This is a genomic window from Bacillus sp. FSL R12-0074, from assembly GCF_038005725.1.
Lineage (GTDB): Bacteria > Bacillota > Bacilli > Bacillales > Bacillaceae_G > Bacillus_A > Bacillus_A mycoides.
Genome location: NZ_JBBOTR010000001.1, coordinates 2,962,735 through 2,985,474, shown reverse-complemented (window position 1 = coordinate 2,985,474; position 22,740 = coordinate 2,962,735). Strand labels below are relative to the sequence as shown.

General features: G+C 36.3%; 22 protein-coding genes. 21 read left to right on the top strand and 1 reads right to left on the bottom strand.

The window, feature by feature from the left end; genetic code table 11:
• Nucleotides 1-65 precede the first annotated feature (65 nt).
• The 14 genes from NSS97_RS15595 to NSS97_RS15530 all read left to right on the top strand — a co-directional run bounded on the left by NSS97_RS15595 (nucleotide 66) and on the right by NSS97_RS15530 (nucleotide 13,807).
• Entirely contained in the window at nucleotides 66-848 is a 783-nt protein-coding gene (locus NSS97_RS15595) for a histidine phosphatase family protein (protein WP_341113244.1), read from the top strand.
• Nucleotides 849-881: 33 nt separating this feature from the next.
• Nucleotides 882-2,183 carry a PTS sugar transporter subunit IIC gene (locus NSS97_RS15590; RefSeq protein ID WP_044438175.1) on the top strand — a complete coding sequence of 434 codons (1,302 nt, stop codon included), beginning with the start codon at nucleotides 882-884 and terminating at the stop codon, nucleotides 2,181-2,183.
• Between the two features lie 113 nt (nucleotides 2,184-2,296).
• Nucleotides 2,297-2,617: a PTS lactose/cellobiose transporter subunit IIA gene (locus tag NSS97_RS15585; protein ID WP_061674867.1), complete on the top strand. Its 321-nt coding sequence runs from the start codon at nucleotides 2,297-2,299 to the stop codon at nucleotides 2,615-2,617.
• 49 nt (nucleotides 2,618-2,666) lie between these two features.
• Entirely contained in the window at nucleotides 2,667-4,052 is a 1,386-nt protein-coding gene (locus NSS97_RS15580) for a glycoside hydrolase family 1 protein (RefSeq protein WP_044438178.1), read from the top strand.
• Nucleotides 4,053-4,311: 259 nt separating this feature from the next.
• Nucleotides 4,312-5,166: a 3-hydroxyacyl-CoA dehydrogenase family protein gene (locus tag NSS97_RS15575; protein WP_060750405.1), complete on the top strand. Its 855-nt coding sequence runs from the start codon at nucleotides 4,312-4,314 to the stop codon at nucleotides 5,164-5,166.
• An 18-nt stretch (nucleotides 5,167-5,184) separates the two neighbouring features.
• Complete coding sequence (locus tag NSS97_RS15570; protein WP_044438180.1) at nucleotides 5,185-5,964, top strand: enoyl-CoA hydratase/isomerase family protein; 780 nt, start codon at nucleotides 5,185-5,187, stop codon at nucleotides 5,962-5,964.
• Nucleotides 5,965-5,979: 15 nt separating this feature from the next.
• Entirely contained in the window at nucleotides 5,980-7,158 is a 1,179-nt protein-coding gene (locus NSS97_RS15565) for an acetyl-CoA C-acetyltransferase (protein ID WP_341113239.1), read from the top strand.
• 108 nt (nucleotides 7,159-7,266) lie between these two features.
• On the top strand, nucleotides 7,267-8,823 hold the full coding sequence (locus NSS97_RS15560; protein ID WP_341113237.1) for a class I adenylate-forming enzyme family protein: 1,557 nt from the start codon (nucleotides 7,267-7,269) through the stop codon (nucleotides 8,821-8,823).
• 20 nt (nucleotides 8,824-8,843) lie between these two features.
• Nucleotides 8,844-9,260: an acyl-CoA thioesterase gene (locus NSS97_RS15555; RefSeq protein WP_044438184.1), complete on the top strand. Its 417-nt coding sequence runs from the start codon at nucleotides 8,844-8,846 to the stop codon at nucleotides 9,258-9,260.
• 55 nt (nucleotides 9,261-9,315) lie between these two features.
• Nucleotides 9,316-10,545, top strand: coding sequence for an FAD-dependent oxidoreductase (locus NSS97_RS15550; RefSeq protein ID WP_341113235.1), 1,230 nt, complete (start codon nucleotides 9,316-9,318; stop codon nucleotides 10,543-10,545).
• Between the two features lie 55 nt (nucleotides 10,546-10,600).
• The gene (locus tag NSS97_RS15545; protein ID WP_044438187.1) at nucleotides 10,601-11,158 is read left to right on the top strand and encodes a hypothetical protein; all 558 of its coding nucleotides are present in this window, start codon (nucleotides 10,601-10,603) and stop codon (nucleotides 11,156-11,158) included.
• Nucleotides 11,159-11,238: 80 nt separating this feature from the next.
• A complete protein-coding gene (locus tag NSS97_RS15540; RefSeq protein ID WP_107886689.1) occupies nucleotides 11,239-12,183 on the top strand; it encodes a fumarylacetoacetate hydrolase family protein in 945 nt (314 codons plus the stop codon).
• Entirely contained in the window at nucleotides 12,180-12,680 is a 501-nt protein-coding gene (locus NSS97_RS15535) for a DinB family protein (protein WP_044438190.1), read from the top strand. The genes NSS97_RS15540 and NSS97_RS15535 overlap by 4 nt, the downstream gene beginning before the upstream one ends.
• Nucleotides 12,681-12,694: 14 nt before the next feature.
• Nucleotides 12,695-13,807, top strand: a complete 1,113-nt coding sequence (locus NSS97_RS15530; RefSeq protein ID WP_107886691.1) for a cupin domain-containing protein — start codon at nucleotides 12,695-12,697, stop codon at nucleotides 13,805-13,807.
• Nucleotides 13,808-13,875: 68 nt separating this feature from the next.
• Here NSS97_RS15530 and NSS97_RS15525 read toward each other — a convergent pair whose 3' ends face one another.
• A complete protein-coding gene (locus NSS97_RS15525; protein WP_341113230.1) occupies nucleotides 13,876-15,819 on the bottom strand; it encodes a translation factor GTPase family protein in 1,944 nt (647 codons plus the stop codon).
• A gap of 266 nt (nucleotides 15,820-16,085) precedes the next feature.
• Between NSS97_RS15525 and NSS97_RS15520 the strand changes: the two genes are divergently transcribed.
• The 7 genes from NSS97_RS15520 to NSS97_RS15490 all read left to right on the top strand — a co-directional run bounded on the left by NSS97_RS15520 (nucleotide 16,086) and on the right by NSS97_RS15490 (nucleotide 22,687).
• Nucleotides 16,086-16,514, top strand: coding sequence for a MarR family winged helix-turn-helix transcriptional regulator (locus tag NSS97_RS15520; protein ID WP_000204168.1), 429 nt, complete (start codon nucleotides 16,086-16,088; stop codon nucleotides 16,512-16,514).
• 18 nt (nucleotides 16,515-16,532) lie between these two features.
• A complete protein-coding gene (locus NSS97_RS15515; protein WP_088292137.1) occupies nucleotides 16,533-17,171 on the top strand; it encodes a nitroreductase family protein in 639 nt (212 codons plus the stop codon).
• Between the two features lie 46 nt (nucleotides 17,172-17,217).
• Complete coding sequence (locus NSS97_RS15510) at nucleotides 17,218-17,511, top strand: putative quinol monooxygenase (RefSeq protein WP_000583822.1); 294 nt, start codon at nucleotides 17,218-17,220, stop codon at nucleotides 17,509-17,511.
• Nucleotides 17,512-17,816: 305 nt separating this feature from the next.
• Complete coding sequence (locus tag NSS97_RS15505; protein ID WP_341113228.1) at nucleotides 17,817-18,323, top strand: DUF3902 family protein; 507 nt, start codon at nucleotides 17,817-17,819, stop codon at nucleotides 18,321-18,323.
• A gap of 447 nt (nucleotides 18,324-18,770) precedes the next feature.
• Nucleotides 18,771-19,937, top strand: coding sequence for a serine hydrolase domain-containing protein (locus NSS97_RS15500; RefSeq protein WP_341113226.1), 1,167 nt, complete (start codon nucleotides 18,771-18,773; stop codon nucleotides 19,935-19,937).
• Between the two features lie 368 nt (nucleotides 19,938-20,305).
• The gene (locus tag NSS97_RS15495; RefSeq protein ID WP_341113224.1) at nucleotides 20,306-22,048 is read left to right on the top strand and encodes an adenine deaminase C-terminal domain-containing protein; all 1,743 of its coding nucleotides are present in this window, start codon (nucleotides 20,306-20,308) and stop codon (nucleotides 22,046-22,048) included.
• Nucleotides 22,049-22,165: 117 nt separating this feature from the next.
• Entirely contained in the window at nucleotides 22,166-22,687 is a 522-nt protein-coding gene (locus NSS97_RS15490; RefSeq protein WP_341113222.1) for a hypothetical protein, read from the top strand.
• The last annotated feature ends 53 nt before the right edge of the window (nucleotides 22,688-22,740 follow it).

Below are 22,740 nucleotides of genomic sequence, written 5' to 3'. Positions count from 1 at the left end.
AAATATCATTCTACTCATGTGGGTGGTGCATGCATATTTTTATAAGCCGATAAGGAGATTTCATAATGAGTAAAAAAATATTATCACTTTGCTTGTTAGTTTCTTTAACAGTTTCATTATTTGGATGTTCAGCAAATGAAGGCCAAAAAGTGAAAGAGAAAAAAGAAGAAAAACCTGTGGAACTTTATTTGGTAAGGCATGGGAAAACAATGCTAAACACGACTGATAGAGTACAAGGTTGGGCGGATGAGCCACTTACTAAAGATGGAATTGAAGTAGCAGAGTATCTAGGTAAAGGTTTGAAAGGAGTTAAGTTTGAAAAGGCATATAGTAGCGATAGTGGACGTGCGGTAGAAACAGCGGAAATTGTGTTAAATCAAAGTGGAAATAAAGATATGAGTATCAATCAAAGTAAAGATTTGCGGGAAGCATGTTTCGGTGAGTTTGAAGGGGAGTTAAATCATACTTTTCGGGAAAAACTTGCACAAGCAAATAATATGAGCCATGAAGAATTTATGAATAATTTTGACATCGATATTATGCAAAAAACTGCAGCGAAGATCGATAAGAGTAAACAGGCTGAAGATACTGAAACAGTCACAAAGAGAATGAAAAAAGAAGTTGATAAAATTGCAAAAGAAGTGGCAGAAGATGGCGGCGGTGAAGTCCTTGTTGTATCACATGGTATATCTTTAATGGATCTATTATATTCAATATCTCCTGAATCTTTAAATGAGGTTGAAGAAGGGTTAGGAAATGCAAGTGTTTCAAAAGTTGTATATAAAGATGGGAAATATAAAGTTCACTCTGTAAATGATATGAGCTATGTGGAAAAAGGCAAAAAGTAAATGAATTAAAAGTCAGAAATGTTGGAGGTAATTATGAAGCTGTTAGAAGGGACAAAAAACGGACTAGAACGAATCATCACACCACTAACAAATTATCTCGGAAATAGTAAAGTAGTGAATGCTATTACATCAGGGATGATGATGACAATTCCTGTTACGATCGGTGTTACATTGTTTGCTATTTTAGGTAATCTACCATTTAAAGGGTGGAAAGAATTTTTAATTCAAATTGGTTTATATACGCATATGCAAGACATGATTAGTGCGACACTTAGCTTGTTAGCAGTATATATGGTTGTCATTATCGCTTATTCTTATGCGAAAGAAGAAGGCATGAACGGAATGACAGCTGCTGTTATAGCATTAGGTAGTTTCTTATGCTTAATGCCAATGTCAATTAAGGTAGGAGAAGAACAAATTCCAGCTATTTTAAATCAGTATCTAGGTAGTGATGGAATATTCGTTGCCATGTTTGTCGGCGTTTTCACCGCTAAGTTGTACTGTGCATTAAAAAGAAAAAATATTGGAGTGAAATTACCGGAGTCGGTACCACCTATGGTAGCTGATGCGATTAATCCTGTATTTATTTCAATCATCATTTTCACGCTTATCTTCTTTATTAGAGTAATATTTGGCTATACTCCATATGAAAATATTTTTAACTTTGTAAGTCAAGTAATCTCGTTACCTGTAAAAGTAATCGGATCATCCGTTTGGTCAGTTATTGCTATCTTTACTTTTATGAATATATGTTGGTTCTTCGGTTTACATCCAGCACCAATTATAAATGTATGGTATAGTGCGACGGCTCCATTATTTACAGCAGCAATTACAGCTTTCGCTTCAGGAACACCTTTTTTGGAAGTTCCATACTTAGCGTTTACTTTAATGCATTTTGCAGTTGCCATTGGTGGAACAGGAAATACGTTAGGTTTAGCAATAAATCTACTATTTGCGAAATCAGAGCAATATAAATCACTTGGAAAAATCGGTATCGTCCCAAATATCTTTAATATTAATGAGCCGATTGTATTTGGATTACCGCTTGTTCTGAATCCAATATATTTTATTCCATTAGTAGCATCTTCAATAGTTGGCGGGTTAATTGGTATCGTATTCCTTAAAATCACGGGGATTTTATCTAACTTTAACCCACTTATTGAATTACCATGGGTAACACCAGCGCCATTTGCAGGTTATATTTCTGGTGGTTGGTTATTACTTCTAATGACAGTTTTAATCATTATCTCTCAAATTCTATTATACTATCCGTTCTTTAAAATGGGAGATAAGAAAGCTTATGAGGCAGAACAACAAGCAGCAACTGAGCAATAATAATGTATCCCTCAAAAGCCCGATTGTTGTGGGCTAGTAATCAGTGGGGATGAACGAAACTTCACTGATTGTTCTTTGATTTATAAAAATAAAAAAATGTTAGGAGAATCGTTATGGAACAAAATGAATTAGTAGTATTTAAAATTATATCAACGGTAGGTAGCGCACGATCTTCATATATTGAAGCAATTCAAGAAGCAAAAATGGGTAACTTTGAACAAGCGAGACAATTAATGAATGAGGGTAGTGAAACTTTTATTGAAGGTCATAGAGCGCATGCTGGACTGATTAGTAGAGAAGCGGCTGGTGAAAAAGTAGAAGTAAGCTTATTGCTAGCACATGCAGAAGATCAATTAATGAGTGCAGAAGGGTTTAAAATTATAGCAGAAGAGCTTATAAGCGTTTATGAAACATTTTTAGTGAAACAAGTTTAATATAAACAAACTATAACAATACTATTTTTGAAAAGGAAAGGTAAAAATTATGCTCAATAGTTCATTTAAAAAAGACTTTTTATGGGGAGCTTCCACAAGTGCTTACCAAGTAGAAGGGGCCTATAATGAAGATGGAAAAGGCCTTTCTGTTCAAGATGTGAAAGTTATTCCTGAAGGTACGTCAGATTTTACAGTTTGTAGTGATCATTATCATCATTTTAAAGAAGATGTGAAGCTTTTTTCTGAATTAGGGCTAAAAGTATATCGCTTTTCAATAGCTTGGACTCGAATTCTTCCAAATGGTACGGGAGAAGTGAATGAAAAAGGTATTACATTCTATAGCAATCTTATTGATGAATTGCTGAAGCATGATATCGTACCGTTAATAACGATGTATCATTTTGATTTGCCGTATGAATTAGAGAAAAAGGGTGGCTGGAGTAACCGTGCTACTATCGATGCTTTTGTTACATATTGTGAAATCCTTTTTGAACGTTTTGGAGATCGGGTTAAGAATTGGTTAACAATTAATGAACAGAACATGATGATACTACATGGACAGGCGATCGGGACATCGGTCCTATCTCAAAAAGAGCTATATCAGCAAAATCATCATATGCTTTTAGCAGAGGCAAAGGTAACAAACTTGTGTCACGAGATGATACGTGATGCGAAAATTGGTCCAGCACCAAATATTAGTTATGTTTATCCGAAAACATGTAAGCCGAATGATATTATTGCAGCTCAAAATTGTAACGCAATTCGTAATTGGTTATACCTTGATATGGCTGTATATGGTAGATATAACAATATAGCGTGGAATTTCATGAAAAGCAAAAATATCGAACCAGTCATTCTAGAAGGAGATATGGAGATTCTATCTAGTTCAAAACCAGATTATATAGCTTTTAACTACTATTCTTCTATTACTGTTAGTGAATATGATGAGAACTTTGTAATTGATGAAGCCGCTGATCAACAAATTGAAGTAGGTGAAGAAGGATTCTTCATGGGTGACGATAATGAATATCTAGAATTAACCGATTTCGGTTGGGAAATCGACCCAATTGGCTTCCGAGTTACATTAAGAGAAGTGAATGATCGTTATAACTTGCCAATTATCGTTACAGAGAATGGGATAGGTGCTTACGACAAAGTAGATGAAGATGGATCAGTACAAGATCACTACCGAATTGATTATTTGAAAAAACATATTGAACAGATGGAATTGGCAATTGCAGATGGAGTGGATGTAATTGGTTATTGCCCTTGGGCGGCAATCGATTTAATTTCTACGCATCAAGGTTTTAGAAAAAGATATGGTTTTATTTATATAAATCGCGATGAAGATGATTTAAAAGATTTAAAAAGAATAAAGAAACAGAGCTTCTATTGGTATAAAGAAGTTATTTCATCAAATGGAAAAGAACGATAACATATAGTTTCAAAATTCACATCATAGAGTGCGTACCTGAAGGGAAAATTATTTACTTTGAGGTGCGCACTTTTTATATGTAAATGGACTATACCTCTCGCTAGATAGAATATAAAGCCGTTTGAATTAAAATGAATACCATCAAAATGTACGAAAGAAATATGTATATTTCCTACACTATGTATGTACAAAAACTTTTTGGATATAGATATAATTTATTTACAGAATATTAAAAAAAGTTATTCAAGGAGGTATAAGAATGGCGATTCAAACAATTGGTATTGTCGGTGCAGGATCTATGGGGTCTGGCATTGCAAATTTAGCCGCATTAAATGGGTTTACAGTTATTTTACATGATATTGAAGAGCGTTATTTAGATAATGCAATACAACGTATGAATGGTTTTATGACTAAGAGTGTTACAAGAGGAAAGATGACGGAAGAAGATAAAGAAAAAGCGCTTGGCCGAATTCGACTCACTACAACTTTAGAAGATATGAAGGATGCGGATGTAGTTATTGAAGCCGTATTAGAAAAATTAGATTTGAAGAGGGAAGTGTTTGCAGCTCTAGATCGAATCGTTCCTGAAGGGGTTATACTTGCAACGAATACTTCATCCATGTCTATAACAGAGATTGCTTCAGCAACGAACCGTCCAGAACGTGTGGCGGGCATGCATTTCTTTAATCCCGCACAACTTATGAAACTTGTAGAAGTTGTTCGTGGTTATCGAACGAGTGATGAAACAGTCAAAGAATTGAAAGCGCTATCTAAAGAGCTTTCGAAAGAACCAGTTGAAGTAAAGAAGGATTCCCCAGGATTTATTGTGAATCGAATTATGATTCCGCAATTTATAGAGGCAATTAAATTGCTAGAAGATGGCGTTGCCTCTGCAGAAGATATTGATAAGGCTGTTACACTCGGTCTTAATTATCCGATGGGGCCATTTACACTTCAGGATTTTGCAGGTGTAGACATTGGTTATCATGTGATGGAGTACTTCAAAGAAGAATTAAATAATGATCAATACGCGCCGCCGCTGCTTTTAAAACAACTAGTTAGAGCAGGTAGACACGGCAAAAAAACAGGTGCAGGTTTTTATGATTATGAATAAAGAATGGGGGATTAAGTTATGAATTATGAGTTTTTAATTTGTGAAATTGAAAATAGAGTTGCGATCGTTACAATTAATCGACCACCTGTAAATCCATTGAATACACAAGTGTTTCATGAACTTTCCGTTCTATTTGGTGAACTAGAGGCAAATGAAGAAGTACGAGTAATCGTTCTTACAGGAAGCGGAAGGAAGGCGTTTGTCGCAGGCGCTGATATTAATGAAATGGCAGCACTTGATCTTGTCGGTGTAAATAAAATGAATAAGACTTCACGAACAGTATTTAGCAAAATTGAAAATATGTCAAAACCAGTTATTGCGGCGATAAATGGATTAGCTCTTGGCGGTGGTTTTGAACTCGCACTCGCATGTGACTTACGTATTTGTTCGGATCAAGCAAAATTCGCTTTTCCAGAAGTGGGACTCGGAATTATTCCTGGAGGCGGAGGTACACAGCGTCTTCAAAAAATTGTCGGCCAAGGTATAGCGAAAGAATTACTTTATTTCGGAGATATGTTTGATGCTCATCGTGCGTTCGATTTACATATTGTCAACAAAGTAGTACCTGCGGAAGAGTTGTTTGAGTTTGCAAAGGGATGGGCATATAAATTGGCAAAAAAACCACCAGTAGCACTTCAAATGTTAAAAACGGCGGTAAATGTAGGGAGTAATGCTGATCTTGAAACAGGCTTAATAATTGAAAGCACCTGTTTTGGAAATGCGTTCGCAACAGAGGATCGTAAAGAAGGATTACAAGCATTCGTTGAAAAAAGAAAACCAGTTTATTTAGGGAAATGATGAGGTGAATGGGATATGAAAGAGATTGTTTTATTGGAGGGAGCTAGGACTCCGTTCGCTGAAATTTCGGGATCGTTCAAAGGATTAAATGCAACAGAATTAGGGGCAATTGCCGCTAAGGAAGCAATACGAAAAGCTTCTATATCTGCTGAAGATATTAATCAAGTTGTATTTGGTAATGTTCAGCAGTCTAGTAAAGATGCACATTTATTGGCAAGGCATGTTGGATTAAAAGCCGGAGCACCTATTCATGTCCCAGCTTTGACGATTAATCGTCTTTGCGGAACTGGTGTTGAATCTATTTTAACGGCAGCTCGTTATATTCTTTGCGGAGAAGCAGACGTTGCACTTGCCGGAGGAACTGAGAACATGAGCCAAGTTCCTCATGTAATACCTGGAATGAGATGGGGAAGTCCACTCGGCGGTCCGGCTTTAGAAGATTGGTTATGGGATGGTCTTTATGATACGTATGGTAAATGTACGATGGGAGAAACAGCCGAGAATTTGGCTGCAAAATATAACTTAACGAGAGAAGAAGTAGATCAGCATGCACTCTCTAGCCATGAACGAGCTCTTTTAGCAAGGGAAAAAGGATATTTAAAAGAAGAGATTGTTCCAGTAACAGTGAAAGGAAGAAAAGGAGAACAGCTTATACATGAAGATGAGCATATCCGTCATACGAGTCTAGAAAAATTAGCGAAATTAAAACCCCGTTTTGCTGAAAATGGTGTCGTAACTCCAGGTAGTGCAAGCGGGATGGTGGATGGTGCAGCGGCAGTTGTTTTAGCATCTAGTGATTATGCAAATGATAGAGGTTTAAAACCGATTGCTAAGCTCATTTCTTGGGCTGTTGTTGGAGTAGAACCGAAGTATATGGGGATTGGACCGGTTCCAGCTATTCAAAGTGCATTAGAAAAAGCGAATCTAACTTTAGCAGACTTAGATTTGATTGAAATTAATGAAGCATTTTCAGCGCAGTACTTAGCTTGTCAAAAAAAATTAGGGTTCGATCTTGATAAAGCGAATGTAAATGGAGGGGCAATTGCGATAGGCCATCCACTTGCTGCGAGTGGAACAAGAATTTCTCTATCCTTAATTTATGAATTAAGAAGAAGAAATAAAAAGTATGGGGTATCCGCTGTTTGTATTGGCGGAGGGCAAGGAATTGCAGCGATTTGGGAAGCGTTGTACTAGAAAAACCAGGGAGAGTCCTTCCTGGTTTTCCTACATCGTTTGTCCTGCTATAAGTATGGGATAAAAAACGCGAGCTAGTAGGTAAGACGATAGAAAGTGAGTGAGAGAATGAAAAAGAATAGGAACTTATTAGCGGTGTATGAGCTGTTAGAATCTGTTACTTCATCTCATGGTGAAAAAGAAGCGATATATGATTTAACGAGACGAATTACATACAAACAATTGAAAAATGAAGTAGATTGTTTGGCTACTGCATTTAAGAGACTAGGAGTAAGTAAAGGAGACCGTATCGCCGTATCTCTACCAAACTGGTCCGAAACAGTAGTAATTTATTTTGCAGCAGCAAAATTAGGAGCAATAATCGTTCCTTTTAATCCAAAATATAAATCATATGAAATTGAATTTATATTGAAAAGTTCAGCTCCGAAGTTATTAATAGCATCCGGAGAATTTGAAAAGAATGTTGGTTTTGAAAAAGTACTTACTATGGTACAAACAGCTATTACAGTACGGTTTCCGCAAGAGAATCTCAGTTCGTATGAGCAGTTAATGCGTACAGAAACAATAGATATTGAACAAGTAAATATAAATGTGAATGAAGATTTGTTTTGTATATTATATACGTCAGGAACGACGGGAACCCCAAAAGGTGTAATGGTTACACACCGTGCTGTTGTACAATCTGCACAAACGATAGGAATAGAGCTGCATTGTATACAAGATGATGTATTTATTATTTCAGCACCACTGTTTCATATTTTCGGTATGGCAATTAATATGCTTTGTGCAGTAGCGATGGGAGGACGAATGATACTACAAGAAAAATTCCGTCCGCGAGAAACTTTACAATTAATTGAACAAGAAAAGGTAACCATCCAAAAAGGCGTACCAACAATGTTTATAAAAGAACTAGAATTAGAGGATTTTAATAAATATGATTTATCTTCATTGCGTGCTGGATTAGTTGGAGCTTCACCTATTCCGGCAAAAACAGTGACGGAGATACGAGACCGGATGGGCATTAACCTTTGTCAATCATTTGGGATAACTGAAACGGTTTCTATTACGATGACCTCGTATGGTGATACAAAGCAGAACATAACAGAAACTCTTGGAAAGGCTATCCCAGGAGTAACATTGAAAATTGTCGATGAAAATAGAGTAGCGCTCCCGCCAGGGGAAGTGGGCGAAATCGCAGTTAAGGGATTTGGAGTAATGAAAGGTTATTATAATATGCCTGAACAGACAAAACAGGTTTTGGATAATGATGGTTGGTATTATTCAGGAGATTTAGGCACCCTTGATCATCAAGGATATTTAAGGTTTGTAGGGCGAAAGAAAGAGATGATTATAAGAGGTGGGCTAAACGTTTATCCACAGGAGATTGAAGCAGTCATTATGAAACATCCAAAAGTAATCGAAGCTGCAGTTGTAGGTCTTCCAGATAAAGTGCTCGGGGAAGTTGCGTGTGCGGTCATACGGTTAAAAAATGGAGAAGTAAGTTCAGAAGAAGAAATGAAACTCTATCTTAAAGAGAAAATGGCAATTTATAAACTACCAGAGAAAGTGATCTTTACTGATGAATTCCCTGTAACAGCAAGTGGGAAAATTCAAAAGTTGAAACTGAGAGAACAAGTATCTTCAAATATTAGTCCAACAGTTTGATAGATAGGAGGGAAGGCATAATGGAAGAATATACTTTTCAAGTAAGGTGGGGAGACACAGATGCTGCGGGCATTGTGTACTATCCTAATTTTTATAAATGGATGGACGAAGCAACTCATGAATATTTTAAAAAAATTGGTTTTCCTTCCGCCGAACTTTACGAAGAACAACAAATTGGTTTGCCCTTACTAGAAGCAAAATGCCAATTTAAGTCACCTCTTCGTTTTGAAGATCAAGTAGTTGTGAAAAGTACTGTGAACGAATTGCATAATAAAGTTTTTACAATTCAGCATGTTTTTGTAAAAGGGGAACGGGTTGTAGCAGAAGGTTATGAAACTCGTGCATGGACTTCTTTCAAAGAAAAAGCGAAAGCGCATCCAATACCTGAGGATATTCGGAAGAAGATGATGCCGGAGATAAAAACTGTAGGGAGTTAAAGAAAGAAGAGTGAGGAAATCATAATGGGAAATTGTTAATAAAGGGGAGATATTGATGGGAAAAGAAAAAAAATATGATGCCATTGTTGTTGGTGCGGGCCCGGTAGGACTTGTAGCAGGACTTGCATTACAAAAGAAGGGGATATCAACTTTAGTAATAGAGGGAGATTCATTTGGAAGACCACGTCCAGGAAGTAGAGCAATTTATTTACACAGTGCTTCGTTAAAACTACTGGAGGAGACTTCAGAAGGCCTCGGTTTCACACTTGCTCATAACGGAATTATTTGGCCTGTAAAACGAACGTTTTATAAAGGGAAAGAAGTATATGTACGAAATTACGGTAAGGATGAAAATCTTAAGTTTAACCGATTGCCTCATTTCACAGCTCTTCATCAAGATGAGATCGAAAAGCATATGTATGAGGCGTGTATAAAAGCGGGCGTTGAATTCCTTTGGGATGCTCCAGTTAAAAATTTACACATTACAGACTCTGGAGTAGAAGTAACAATCACAAATGACGAAATCTTGAAGGCGCAGTATGTAATTGGATGTGATGGAGCTCGTTCAATCGTAAGAGAGGAAGCGGGATTAAAGTTTGAAGGCCCACGCACGGCAGATACTTTTATCGTCGTGGATGCAAAAGAAGATGAAACAGATCCACTTCCTTTAGAAAGAATATTCCATTACCAGCATCCAGCTATGGGGGGAAGAAATGTAATGTTTGTTCCGTTTAAAGGCGGATGGCGTATTGATTTACAACTGCTTGAGTCAGATAATCCAGATGATTATACAAATATTGAAAGTGCTAAGAAATGGTTGCCAAAAGTAATGGATGCTAAGTACGCTGATAGGATTACATGGGTTTCTTCCTACCGTTTCCATCAAGTAGTGGCAAATTCATTTACTGACGTAAAACGTCGTGTTCTTCTAGCTGGAGAAGCAGCACATTTATTCGCCCCGTTCGGTGCACGTGGATTAAATTCTGGAGTTCCAGATGCAGTTCTTGCTGCGAGAGGTATTGAGAAAGCACTACAATCTCATTCTGAAGAAGAGCGAGTGTGCGCGATTGAAGCAGCTGCAAACGAACGCCGAATTGCAGCGAAATGGAACCGCGATGCTTCAACCACTGCGCTTCATCACCTTCAGGGAAATTCTCCTGAAATGAACATGAAACGCGACATTGCTGCCTCAATGGTATCTATCGTTCCGAGGCTTGGAAGATGGCTTGATGAGGGACCATACGGACCGAAATTTGGACCTCCTGAACTGACAACGAAATATTAAAATTATAAAAAAAATTAGATGAGTAACGTGAACAAGATGAAAGGAGCGATAAGAAATGGTTTTGTCTCAATTCATGAATGAAGAAAAGTATGGTTCTCATGCCCGTTCTACAAATGGAATGATTGAGCGGTTAATGACGATGAACTGGTATAGGAACATTGGACAGCAAAATCTAGAGGCTGAGAAGAAAATAGATCAATTTATGAGTTCTCTAAACGTTAGTGAATATGAAATCAAATGGATTTCAAGAAACCAATTACATGAGACAATCGGGCGGATTTCCTTTGAAGGTAATGCTTTATGGGGGGCACTAGCAGAAGTGCCAGATCAATTGAAAGAAAAAATTGTACGCGCTGGTAACGAAAAACTTCTTGTAGATGTAGTAGATAAAGTACCAGAAGCAATCTTTCATGGTGTTTATAAAGAAGTTTTCAAGCATTTCGGAGAGGAAAAAACAGTGAAATTTCTCGTCGGGCATGCGATGTATGTAAGTGTTCTTGCATGCGCTGCTGAATTAGCTGAAGAAAAAAATGTATTGCTGCCAATTATAGAGTTAATAGAAATGGGACATGTACCACTTGGTCCAGAAGGTAATACTTTTTATCTTTTATAACAAAGAGTAAGGCTGGAAAGTTATACGTTACTATCGTTCAGGGTAGAATTTTCATTCATTTAAAGGAAAGGGAGATTACTATGAAACTTGTTACTTTTACACGTAATGGAGAAACGAGAATTGCTGCGTTAGAGAACGGGATTTTGATTGATTTACATGCTGCTTTTAAAGCGAAATTGACAAGCGAAGGAAACCTTCGGGCCGCTCAAATTGCAGAGGCGTATATACCAAAGGATATGAATGGATTTTTACAAGGTGGAACGGAAAGTATGAATTTAGCAAAAGATGCAATCGCTTATGCGCTTATGAAAAACCATGAAGATAAATTGGTTTTTGCAGAAGGTGAAGTGAAAATAGAAGCTCCAGTACCTGCGCCAGGAAAAATTATATGTGTAGGTCACAATTATCGTGAACATATTTTGGAAATGAAACGCGAATTACCTGCATTTCCAGTCATCTTTGCGAAGTTTGCCAATACAGTAATCGGTCCAGAAGATGATATTCCGTATTACCCGATTTCTGAACAACTAGATTACGAAGCTGAATTTGCTTTTGTAATCGGAAAGCGTGCTCGAAATATTTCAGAAGGAGATGCCCTCCAATATGTAGCTGGTTACACAATTGCGAATGATATTACTTATCGTGATATTCAGCGCCGTACGATTCAATGGCTTCAAGGGAAGACAATTGAAGGAAGTGCTCCAATGGGACCGTGGTTAATTACCTCAGATGAATTAACGAACCCATCTGGCTTGGAAATAGTCTTAACAGTGAATGGAGAGACACGTCAGCAATCTAATACTGCTAATTTAGTATTCTCGGTGCAATATCTCGTTTCGTTTTTATCCGGTTTAATGACACTAGAACCAGGGGATGTCATTTTAACAGGTACGCCAGGTGGTGTAGGTGTTGCACGTAATCCGCAAGTATTTCTTAAAGATGGAGATATCGTTCGTATTGAAGTTGATGGAGTAGGCGTACTTGAAAATAAAGTAAGACAAACAGTAGAGGTGCCAGTACTATGACGAAAAGCTTGCAAATCCACGCAGCCGAGTCTGTTTATGAATCAATCGATAAGATCAAGACTATTGTTAAGTCTTTGCCAGAGGAAATCATCTATTGGAAACCTTCAGAAGATGAATGGTCAATTATGCAAATTATTACACATGTAGCGGAAGCTATCCCATATTGGGCAAAAGAAATTAACAATATTAAAGTAAACCATGAAAACGTATGGGGCCGCGGTTTAACAGATGAAGTACGTCTACAAGCAGTATCAGAAGAGAATATAAACAAAAAATCTATAGAAGAAGTCATAGAGCAGCTGTCTTCTATACCACTCATCATAGAAAATGTACTAAACACATTAACAGACGAAGAGTTAAATATTCAGGCTCCAAGTCGTAATCCTCGTTTTAACAATAAGCCGATTGACTTTATCGTGAATCACCTCATCGTAGAACATACAGAAAAGCATTATAAACAAATCGAACGGAATTTATGTAAATTTAATGAGCAATAAAGGGGGCAAATAAAATGGCGGAAAAAAATGATTTTTTTGAAAGTACACTCGTACAAGATTTCAATCGTGATATAGAACAATATCATCTCGGACCACTTTGGAACGCGATCCCAGATTTAATGAAACATACACCTGAGCCTCATGCACAAGCGTACCTTTGGAAATCTGAATTGCTTCAAAAGAAGTTAATGGAGGCGACACAAATATTTACACCAGACCGCGGGGGAGAACGCCGGGCCATCTACTTTCAAAATCCTGGACTTAATTATAGAAAACCTTGGGGATGGGCATCGACCACCCAAACATTATATGCAGCGGTTCAATTAATACAACCTGGAGAAACCGCTCCGTCACATCGGCATGTTCAAAATGCATTACGTTTCGTCATGGAAGGAGAAGGGGCTTACTCAATTGTGCAAGGAGAGCGTATTTTCATGGAACGAGGAGACTTTTTAACAACTCCAAATGGACTGTGGCACGGACATGGTCACACAGGTGACAAACCGATGATTTGGATGGATTGCCTTGATATTCCGACCATTTATTATCTCGGCGGTACGTTCTTTGAGCCGTATCCAGAAAAAATTGAACAGCCAAACGTGCCGGACAATTATACTGCTCAGCGTTATGAAGGTAGAATGGTTCGACCGATTTCCGACCGATATGTAAAGAAGGCTCCACTTAGTTCTTACAAATGGTTAGGGACGGAAGCAGCGCTTAACGGATTAAGTCGTTTTGAGCCAGATGCTTACGATGGTTATGCTGTTGAATATATAAATCCATCGAACGGTGAAACAGCGTGTCCAACGATTGCAGCTTGGATGCAAAAATTGCCGAAGGGATTCAAAGGAAAAGCGCATCGTCATACGCATGCATCAATCTATCATGTACATGAAGGGGCAGGATATACGATTATTAATGGTGTTCGCTTTGACTGGTCGAAAGGAGACTTCTTTGTTGTACCAAACTGGGCATGGCACGAACACGTTGCGCTAGAAAATAGTTATGTATTTTCAACAAACGACCTGCCTATTTTAGAAAAGTTCGGGTTAGAGCGGAAACAGGAATATGAGAATAATAACGGATATCAAACGATCACTGGAGAGTTTGAGCCAGCTCTACCTTGATATTGTATAAAAAAGTGCCCTCTAGTAAAGAAAATATCATACAAGAGGGCACTTTTTCTATTTGTTAATTAATAAGCCTTCAAAACACGAAGCAAATAATCCTTCCGATTTAGCGGATTATAATCAACACGTTTTCGAGTAGGAAAGGGAGCCGTAAGTTTTGTGAAACCAGTTGGCTTTGTTATAAAGATACCTTCTCCTTCAGTAAATGAATGGAGCATTCGTTTAAAATCCTCTGTTTTTGCAACAGGTAATGATCCTGTTAAATGGTAAGAATCATTATGCAACGTAGGCTCTGCAAAAGTTGCTGGGATAGCAGCTAGTTTATACATTGCGGTACTAATTGCGTGCTCCGGAACAGTTAATTCAAATTCATTTATTGGTTCAAATACACATGTTTTGGCTTGTTTTAAAGCATCCATTAATACGAGCGGTGTTAAATTTCTAAAGTCACTCGCTATTGTAACAGGACTGGCATAGCCGGTATGTGTTAATGTGACGATAATGTCCGTAACTTCCCATCCACATAAACCTTGTTTTAACGTTTGAAATACTGTATCTTCAATCGCTTTATGAAATGCTAAAGGCAGTGATCCAAGTTCAACACCTAAGTTATACGTTATGCCAGAGTTAAGCGCGCCACGTTCAACTTTGAACCCAATTGTTGCGTAAAAAGGATTCTCTTTTTCGCCCATTACATCAAAGCTATTCCCTATGCCAATTGGTTTTTCAATACATACAACTCGCGTGTTTGAAAAGGTAACTTGTAAATTGTATTTTTCATAAAGTGTTGTTTCGATAACTTCTTTTTGTACTTCACCGAAAAGGCGAATGTATAGTTCATTATGAACATCGTCTTTCCAAACTTTAATGAGAGGATCTTCTTCGCATAGCTCCATAAGTGCAGCGTATAAATCATGAATTCGCTCTTTTTGTACTGCTTCAATAGCAGCTTCCATTTGTGGTTCGGCAAAGTGAATATCCTTTATATAATCCGTCCGCTTACCGATAATATCACCAATTTTGATATTCGTAAGTCCCCATACTTTGCAAAACTCTCCACTATGAACAGTAGAGGCTTGAACTGCATTTCCATTATGAAATATGCACATTTTTTTAATCTTCTCTTTATGTGATAGAGACTCACTGCGCTGAATATCAACATATTTTCTAACGTGTAAACAACCAGAAAATAGTCTTACGTAAGCAATCTTTTCGCCAGAAGATTCACGTTCAATTTTAAAAACAACACCGGATAATGTTTCATCTTGTGCCGATTTAGTAGCTGGAATTAAGGCTGAAATATTTTTAAGTAATTCAGTTACTCCTATACCTGTCATTGCTGAACCAAAAAAGATAGGAAACACATTTGCTTGCTGTATTTGCTTTTCGAGTTCTTTTCTTAATAGTGCATCCGGTATTATTTCGTTATTTACATATGACTCAAGCAATGATTCGTTAAATGGTGCTAATCGTTCCATACAATCGTCATAGGATTTATATTCAATAATCCGAGCGTCCTTTGTACCTTCGTTTTCTACAGAGTAGAAGGGGGATGCTTCATTTGAAAGAAGCTCTTTTATTTGTTTCACAACTTTTTCAGTATTTGCGCCACTACGGTCTATTTTATTAACAAATAATATAGTAGGTATGTTTAATTTCTGTAATGTCCGCATTAAAATCTTCGTTTGTACTTGCACACCTTCAACGGCAGAGATAACTAAAATCGCACCGTCTAAAACGCGGAATGATCGCTCCACTTCAGCGATAAAATCAGCGTGTCCAGGTGTATCAATGACATTTACTTTTAAATCATCAATAAAGAAAGAAACGACAGATGCTTTAATCGTAATTCCGCGTTGTCTTTCTAATTCCATTGAGTCAGTTTGCGTATTGCCACTATCTACTCGGCCAACTTCTTTAATCACATTCGTTTCATAAAGAATACGCTCAGTCAAACTCGTCTTGCCAGCATCTACGTGCGCGACAATTCCTATATTTATTGTTGTCATATATAAATATCCTCATTTCATTTTCCATTTTCATATCCTCATTTCTATTTGTGTATTGCCGCATTACAATCACTCTCCAGTCATTTGAATTATTACTATTATAATGTAATTTACATTTTTTGTAACGCGACAAAGCGCCTTAATTTGGAAAAAATAAAAATGAAAACAAAATGCTTGCATTCTAAATCGATATAGATTATATTAATTGACATATCAACTATTGATGCGTCAAATGTTTTTTGTATTGGATGTAAAGGAGGGGTAATTTGACAAGTTCATGCTCAAAAGAAGCAATAATTTTATATAAATTACACTTTCTAAACAAAGAAGTAAGTTCAAAATTTGAAGGGTGTACGGGTATGAGTCAGTCTAGATTAGAGCTCATACTTCAGTTATATGAAGTAGATGAAATTAGTCAAAAAGCACTTCAGCAAGAAGTGAATATTGATAATGCCGCGATTACGAGGCATTTAAAACAGCTGGAAGCAAACGGAATGATTACAAGACGTAAAAATCCAGATGATAACAGAATTACGTTAGTTTCTCTTACAGAAGAGGGGCGAAATAAAATTCAAGTGTATCAAGAGGAAAAAGAGCGTTTCGCTACTTCAGCATTTAAAGGATTAAGTGAAGAAGAACGCGACAATCTTTTAACGATGTTAGACCGCATTCAAGAAAATATAAAAGAACTTTAAAAAAGGGAGAATACAACTATGACTAACTCAGTAAAAACAAATGATTTTAACGAAATTTTAACAGGACGCCGTTCAATCCGTAAGTACGATTCTTCAGTGAAAATTAGCAAAGAAGAAATGACTGAAATTCTTACAGAAGCAACACTTGCACCATCTTCAGTAAACATGCAACCTTGGAGATTCCTTGTTATTGAAAGTGACGAAGCAAAAGCAACACTGGCTCCACTTGCAAAATTCAATCAATCTCAAGTAGAAACATCTTCAGCGATGATTGCTGTATTTGGTGACTTAAACAACTTTGATAACGCAGAAGAAATTTACGGTACAGCAGTAGAGCGCGGACTTATGCCAGCTGAAGTAAAAGAAGATCAAATGAAAAAACTTTCAGGTTACTTCTCAATGGTTACACCAGAAGTAATGAAAGATACTGTACTAATTGACGGTGGTCTTGTAGCGATGCAATTTATGTTAGCAGCACGTGCTCACGGCTATGATACTTGCCCAATTGGTGGATTTGAAAAAGACCAAATCGCAGAAGCTTTCGGATTAGACAAAGAGCGTCACGTACCAGTTATGTTAATTTCAATCGGAAAAGCTGCTGACAGTGGTTATCCATCAGTACGTCTTCCAATTGAAAAAGTTGCTGAGTGGAAGTAATTTTATAACAAAACAGAAATAAGTGAGATATGAGAGGGGAAACACCATGATTATTATTCACGCAATATTTCAAGTAGATCCAGCAAAACAACAATCATTTTTAGAAGAAATTCAGCCACTACTTCATGGTTCAAGAGAAGAAAGTGGAAATGTATCTTACGATTTATATAAAGATACTGAAAAAGAAAGTGTTTATACGATGGTAGAAGTATGGAAAGATGAAGCAGCAGTTGCGAGTCATAATACGAGTGAACACTTCACATCTTTCGTTAGTAAAGCATCACAGTTTTTAACTGCTCCGCTTGATATAAAGGTTTATAGCGGTGAACTAGTAAAATAATATGGTTATAGAAGATGACTTTGGCGTATGCTGAGGTCATCTTTTTTATTTACTTATATTTAATTGCATGTTAATGTATACTTAATTTTTTAATATCTCTACCAATGGAAAAAGAATATACAAGCTATATGGAACTCTTTGTAGAGTATTGCTTCTTTAATTGTTCATGAGTGTATCTTTGTTTTATTAATATAGAATGAAAAAAGGATGCATTAGAGCTAAACGATTAATGGGTAGCATGTTAATAAAAAATTACATGAGTTTAGTAAAAACTTATAATTTATTTTTAAGGGTGTGAAAATATAATGAAACCGGTATTGAAAAGCATACTTATTTCCTTTGCTTTTTCTGCAGTAGGGATGTGTTGGTTGCTGTTCATGTTATTTAGAGGAGGCGGAGACTGGTTATTGTCTTGGATAGGTGTATTAATGGCATATTTATCTTTATACACTTTAATAGATTTATATTGTAAAAATACATACGAAAAAACATTAAATATAGTGCTTATAAAATCAACAGTTACTACCTTTAGTTTTGGAGTATTAGGAATCATATTTGGTATAATACACGAGCTATTAACACCATGGAGTCTCAGTTTAATGGTTTGGTATTGGTTGCTAATTCTACTTTTATTTTTAACGACCATAATATTATTAGTTAGTTTAGTATTTGTAAATCGTAAAGATCAAAATTTCCCCGGGGTATATAGATTACTTATACTTCTAAATTTACTTCTTACGTTAGGACCAGTATTGTGGCCACTATTTCTTACTATTATCGGAAATGGCATGAACGCTAGTGCAGGATGGTAAAACTGAATAAAGATTAGTAGTTTAAAGAAGTGAATGAAATAAAAAGTTGATATAGGGTTTTAAGTATGTAAGAGAACGTGTTTTGATAAATTGAAAACACGTTCTTTTTTTATTGTTAATCTTAATATGAACTCCTTAAATTTATAAGATAATTCGATTTGGAAAAAGATATGTTACTGGAACAAACATATATGTACTTTTGATATGAACACAAGTAATGAATCATCTTGAAAAAATAAAGAGAGGTAAAATGAAAAAAGGCAGTTAATCGACTGTCTTTTTTTATATTCTCTTTTTGTTTTCATACATAACTTTTTCTCAGCATATCGTATCAAAATTTGAACGTAAGTATTTCGTAAGGAATGGATAAGAAAAAAGAGAGTTTTATCATATAGGATTAAAGTATAACTTGAATCAATCAGATATTAATAGAGGAGAGGGAGCCTTATGAAAAAATGTAATTCAATTAAGTTAGCAAGTTTGGCAGTTTTATTAGCGGGTACTACTCTATTCACACCAGGTTTTACTGTGAAAGCAGAGTCTGTTCAAAATTTATCTAGTCCGTCACAATCACATGATCAAAAGAATCGGAATGGTTGGAAACAAGTAATGCAGGAAACAGTACAGCTTGGAACCCCAGGAATATTAGCGAAGACGTCTAACAATGGAAAGATTAGTAGTTATACTGCTGGCGTCGCGGATTTAAATACAAAGAAAACAATGAAATCGGATTATCGTTTTCGGATTGGGAGTGTGACGAAGACTTTTACCGCTACGACTGTTCTTCAATTAGTAGGAGAAAATCGCGTGCAACTTGACGATCCAATTGAAAAGTGGCTACCCGGTCTCATTCAAGGAAATGGGTATGATGGCAATCAAATTACGATACGTCAACTTTTGAATCATACGAGTGGTATAGCTGAATACTTAAAGTCAAAAGACGCTGACATAATGAATTCGAGAAAAACGTATACAGCAGAAGAAATAGTGAAAATGGGACTTTCTCTACCCCCAGATTTTTCACCAGGTAAGGGATGGCTGTATTCAAACACAGGATACGTAATATTGGGAATGCTTATTGAAAAAATAACTGGAAGTAGTTATGCGGAAGAAATTGAAAAGCGAATTATTGAACCTTTGGATCTGTCAAATACGTTTTTACCAGGGAATTCACCCGTTATTCCAGGAAAGGATCATGCTCGTGGGTATATGAAAATAGACGAAACAAGTGAATTGAAAGACATGACGTATTATAATCCGAGTTTAGCTAATTCAGCTGGAGATATGATTTCTAATGCGGACGATCTAAATAAATTCTTTTCATTTTTACTTGGTGGTAAGTTACTGAAAGAACGTGAGCTAAAAGAAATGCTTACTACAGTTCCTATAGAAGGAAAAGGTGTTGGTGATGGATATGGCCTTGGGATCTATGAGACTAAACTTCCAAATGGTATTTCAGTTTGGGGTCACGGAGGGGCAATTCCTGGATTTACAACTTTTGTTGGCGGAGTAATGGGAGGCAAACATACATTAGCTGTCAATATTAACTCTTTAGGTGCGATGGATGTTGTTACACAGTTTAATAAAATGATGCAAATTGAATTTAATAAATAGATGAAAAGAAAGCGAATGGGATCCTGCTTTAGTTGTAAATAAAAGAGATGCTTTTTAATTTCGCAAATAAGGACAGTATTAGCATTCATGGTATGGCAGCAATCAAGTATATGTAGAACATAAATACGGATACAAGTGTAATTCAATCTTATAGTTTAGTATAAAAAAGGATGTCGGTTACAAGACATCCTTTTTATTGAGGATCAAAGAGGCATGTTTAAAAATTTTGAAAATTGTTATTTTTGTAATCATTCCATATAATAAAGGGTATAGGGGATATACAGGGGAGTTATGAATGGAGAATACTTTAGTTAGTTAATTATTTTTGTTTTAATAAATAAAAGTAAATTGATGTGGAGTGAAATACATTGGGACAAAATCAGTTTAGATGGAGTAACACACAATTACGAGAACATGTTGAAGTAATAGATGGCACAAGAAGCCCGCACATTTTATTCAAGAATGCAACATATTTAAATTCCTATATGCGCGAGTGGGTGCAAGCAAATATTTGGATCTATGATGACCGCATTATATATGTAGGAGAAAAACTGCCAGAGCAACTACATGAATGTGAAGTCATTGATTGTGGTGGAAAGTATGTAGTTCCTAGTTACATAGAACCGCATGCACATCCATATCAATTATATAATCCAGAGACGTTAGCGAATTATGCGATGCAATTTGGGACAACGACTTTCATTAATGATAATTTAACTTTATTTTTCACATTACAACGTGAAGTAGCATTTCGTTTATTAGATGAATTTGAAAAGATTCCAGCAAGTATGTATTGGTGGTGCCGTTTTGATGGACAAACTGAGCTGCAAAATGGTGAATCTTTATTTAATAGTGAAGAAATAATAGAGTGGCTAAAGCATGAAGCGGTTCTTCAAGGCGGCGAGTTAACAGCATGGCCAAAACTATTAAATGGCGATGATGAGATGTTAAATTGGGTACAGGAAACAAAGCGGTTACAGAAAAAAGTAGAAGGTCATTTTCCCGGTGCGTCTGAATCAACGTTAGCGAAGTTAAAGTTACTAGGTACTGATTGCGATCATGAAGCGATGACGGGGCAGGAAGCATTAACACGTCTTATGCAAGGTTACATCGTTACTCTTAGAAACTCTTCTATCCGTCCAGATTTAGAAGTTTTACTGAAAGAATTGCTGGAATTAGGTGTCAAGCAATTTGATAGATTCATGTTCACAACAGATGGTTCACATCCGTCATTTTATGAAAACGGAATGACGAATAGGATGATAGAAATCGCGATAAAGCAAGGAATACCAGTAATTGATGCCTATAATATGGCAAGCTATAACATTGCTCGTTATTATAATATGGAGCATTTACACGGCGCAATCGCGACAGGAAGAATTGCAAATATTAATATTTTGGAAAGTAAAGAAAATCCGATTCCAATAAGTGTAATTGCAAAGGGGAAATGGATGAAGCGTGACGGAATAAACAAAAATGCATCATTACATATAGACTGGAGTAAATTCAAAGTAACTCCATTATCATTAGACTGGTCTTTAAAGAAAGAAGATATGATTTTTTCTGAAACAACAGGTATAAAATTATTAAATGATGTTATTTCAAAACCATATGTAACTGAAATCGACTTAAACGGTGAAGAACTTTCTATTGAGCATGATGAATGTTTTCTTATGATGATTGCTCGTGATGGCACTTGGCGAGTGAATACAGTTGTGAAAGGTTTTGCGAATGGATTAGGAGGTCTTGCTAGCTCTTATTCCGGTACAGGTGACATCATTCTTATTGGAAAAAGGAAAGAAGATATGCTTACAGCTTTTCATAGAGTAAAAGAGCTTGGCGGGGGAATGGTAATAGCGGAAAGAAATGAAGTGTTACACGAAATTGCATTACCATTGCTCGGGATTATGTCCGATTTAAAAATGAGCGCATTAATACATAAAGAGAAAAAGATGGTGAAATTACTGCAAGAGCGAGGTTATTCTTTTAACGATCCAGCTTTCACAATACTATTCTTTTCAGCGACTCATCTACCTTTCATTAGAGTGACACCAGTTGGTTTATATGATGTGAAAAGTGGTAAGGTACTTGCTACGCCGATTAAATGTTAAATATAAATCCCCTATAAAAATCAATTTTATAGGGGATTTATTATTTTCAGTATAAGAATAGAATCACCTCAAAAACAAATAATATAGTATCTAAATCATTTGAGGTGATACTTAAATATGAAAAAACTATTGTATGTTTTAAGTGTATTTATTTTGTGCGTATCTATACAGCATGTGGTACATTCTCAGTCAAATGCACCAAGGTTATCTTCAGATTGTCTGGAAGAAAGTAAAATTCGTGATGAAAAGTATGTGAAAAACATTATGAATGACATTATATCTACATCTGATTTAAAGATTGATGAAAATAGTTTTTGGGAAATTAGTAAAAGAGACTTAGAGGCTGCGCATTTGATGTATGGCGGAAGGGAAAATGATTCTTATTATAATTCGCTAACTAAAGTTTATGATAGTGGTGGATATAGGGGAGAGCCTAGATTATTTGTGAAGGCGCAAGAAGCATTTTTACTTTATAAAGAAATAGACGATACTAATGTAATGAAACGCCTAAACCTTGAAAAAGGGGAATGGATTGTTACCGAAACGAAAAAGAAGCAAGGGAAAATCGTGGAATACAGACCATTACAATGTGAAATAGATTATCAGAAAAAGAGAAATGAATACCATAATATAAAATGATGTAACGAAAATCTTGAATGGGAAAGTTTTCGTAAATAAATGTAAATTGGTCG

Bases quoted from the DNA above. Each gene is read 5' to 3' on its own strand.
- NSS97_RS15595 (WP_341113244.1), top strand. From the start codon at position 66: ATGAGTAAAAAAATATTATCACTTTGCTTGTTAGTTTCTTTAACAGTT.
- NSS97_RS15590 (WP_044438175.1), top strand. From the start codon at position 882: ATGAAGCTGTTAGAAGGGACAAAAAACGGACTAGAACGAATCATCACA.
- NSS97_RS15585 (WP_061674867.1), top strand. From the start codon at position 2,297: ATGGAACAAAATGAATTAGTAGTATTTAAAATTATATCAACGGTAGGT.
- NSS97_RS15580 (WP_044438178.1), top strand. From the start codon at position 2,667: ATGCTCAATAGTTCATTTAAAAAAGACTTTTTATGGGGAGCTTCCACA.
- NSS97_RS15575 (WP_060750405.1), top strand. From the start codon at position 4,312: ATGGCGATTCAAACAATTGGTATTGTCGGTGCAGGATCTATGGGGTCT.
- NSS97_RS15570 (WP_044438180.1), top strand. From the start codon at position 5,185: ATGAATTATGAGTTTTTAATTTGTGAAATTGAAAATAGAGTTGCGATC.
- NSS97_RS15565 (WP_341113239.1), top strand. From the start codon at position 5,980: ATGAAAGAGATTGTTTTATTGGAGGGAGCTAGGACTCCGTTCGCTGAA.
- NSS97_RS15560 (WP_341113237.1), top strand. From the start codon at position 7,267: ATGAAAAAGAATAGGAACTTATTAGCGGTGTATGAGCTGTTAGAATCT.
- NSS97_RS15555 (WP_044438184.1), top strand. From the start codon at position 8,844: ATGGAAGAATATACTTTTCAAGTAAGGTGGGGAGACACAGATGCTGCG.
- NSS97_RS15550 (WP_341113235.1), top strand. From the start codon at position 9,316: ATGGGAAAAGAAAAAAAATATGATGCCATTGTTGTTGGTGCGGGCCCG.
- NSS97_RS15545 (WP_044438187.1), top strand. From the start codon at position 10,601: ATGGTTTTGTCTCAATTCATGAATGAAGAAAAGTATGGTTCTCATGCC.
- NSS97_RS15540 (WP_107886689.1), top strand. From the start codon at position 11,239: ATGAAACTTGTTACTTTTACACGTAATGGAGAAACGAGAATTGCTGCG.
- NSS97_RS15535 (WP_044438190.1), top strand. From the start codon at position 12,180: ATGACGAAAAGCTTGCAAATCCACGCAGCCGAGTCTGTTTATGAATCA.
- NSS97_RS15530 (WP_107886691.1), top strand. From the start codon at position 12,695: ATGGCGGAAAAAAATGATTTTTTTGAAAGTACACTCGTACAAGATTTC.
- NSS97_RS15525 (WP_341113230.1), bottom strand. From the start codon at position 15,819: ATGACAACAATAAATATAGGAATTGTCGCGCACGTAGATGCTGGCAAG.
- NSS97_RS15515 (WP_088292137.1), top strand. From the start codon at position 16,533: ATGACTAACTCAGTAAAAACAAATGATTTTAACGAAATTTTAACAGGA.
- NSS97_RS15510 (WP_000583822.1), top strand. From the start codon at position 17,218: ATGATTATTATTCACGCAATATTTCAAGTAGATCCAGCAAAACAACAA.
- NSS97_RS15505 (WP_341113228.1), top strand. From the start codon at position 17,817: ATGAAACCGGTATTGAAAAGCATACTTATTTCCTTTGCTTTTTCTGCA.
- NSS97_RS15500 (WP_341113226.1), top strand. From the start codon at position 18,771: ATGAAAAAATGTAATTCAATTAAGTTAGCAAGTTTGGCAGTTTTATTA.
- NSS97_RS15490 (WP_341113222.1), top strand. From the start codon at position 22,166: ATGAAAAAACTATTGTATGTTTTAAGTGTATTTATTTTGTGCGTATCT.